Source organism: Vibrio sp. 1069 (assembly GCF_033340555.1).
The window spans coordinates 1-825 of the sequence record NZ_JAWOWP010000227.1; the positions used below are offsets into that span (position 1 = coordinate 1).

The window sequence follows — 825 nt, forward strand, 5'->3', positions numbered from 1 at the left end:
CAAAGGTGCGGTCGAGACGGTAGGTCGATAGACTTGCTTCAGACATCTTTTCTGCGCCAATACAGACATCCGCCATTGATTTCACGGTCTCTACCGGATATTGACCGGCAGCGGTCTCTCCAGACAGCATCACGGCATCGGTGCCATCCAAAACGGCGTTTGCTACGTCCATGACTTCTGCACGCGTTGGCATTGGGCTATTGATCATCGATTCCATCATTTGAGTTGCAGTAATGACGACGCGGTTCAAACTGCGAGCTCGACGAATGAGTTTTTTCTGAACACCGATCAGTTCAGGATCGCCAATCTCAACCCCTAAATCGCCGCGAGCGACCATCACGACGTCAGAAGCTAGGATGATATCGTCAATCGACTCGCTCGTGGCGACGGTTTCTGCACGTTCTACTTTTGCGACGAGTTTTGCTTCTAAGCCGGCATCCCTGGCCAAGCGTCTGGCATAGTGCATGTCCTCGCCATTGCGTGGGAAAGAAATGGCCAAATAGTCGACCTTAATTTCTGCGGCAGTGATGATGTCAGCTTTGTCTTTCTCCGTGAGCGCATCGGCTGATAAGCCACCGCCTTTTTTGTTGATGCCCTTGTTGTTGGATAATGGACCACCAACGGTCACACGGGTATGGACTTTATTTCCTTCTACGCTGGTGACTTGCAATTGAACTCTGCCATCATCAAGCAGTAGAATGTCGTTCGGTGAAACATCTTGAGGCAGTTCTTTGTAATCCAAACCAACGGATTCTTGGTTCCCTTCGCCTTTTGGTAAGTCGCTATCTAGTGTGAATTTATCGCCGACTTTGAGTGTGATTTTAC

At 49.6% G+C, this 825-nt stretch carries 1 protein-coding gene; it reads right to left on the reverse strand.

What is annotated here, in order from left to right:
• Window positions 1-825, reverse strand: an 825-nt coding sequence (gene pyk, locus R7040_RS25610; protein WP_318097446.1) for a pyruvate kinase, incomplete at both ends; no start/stop codon positions are given.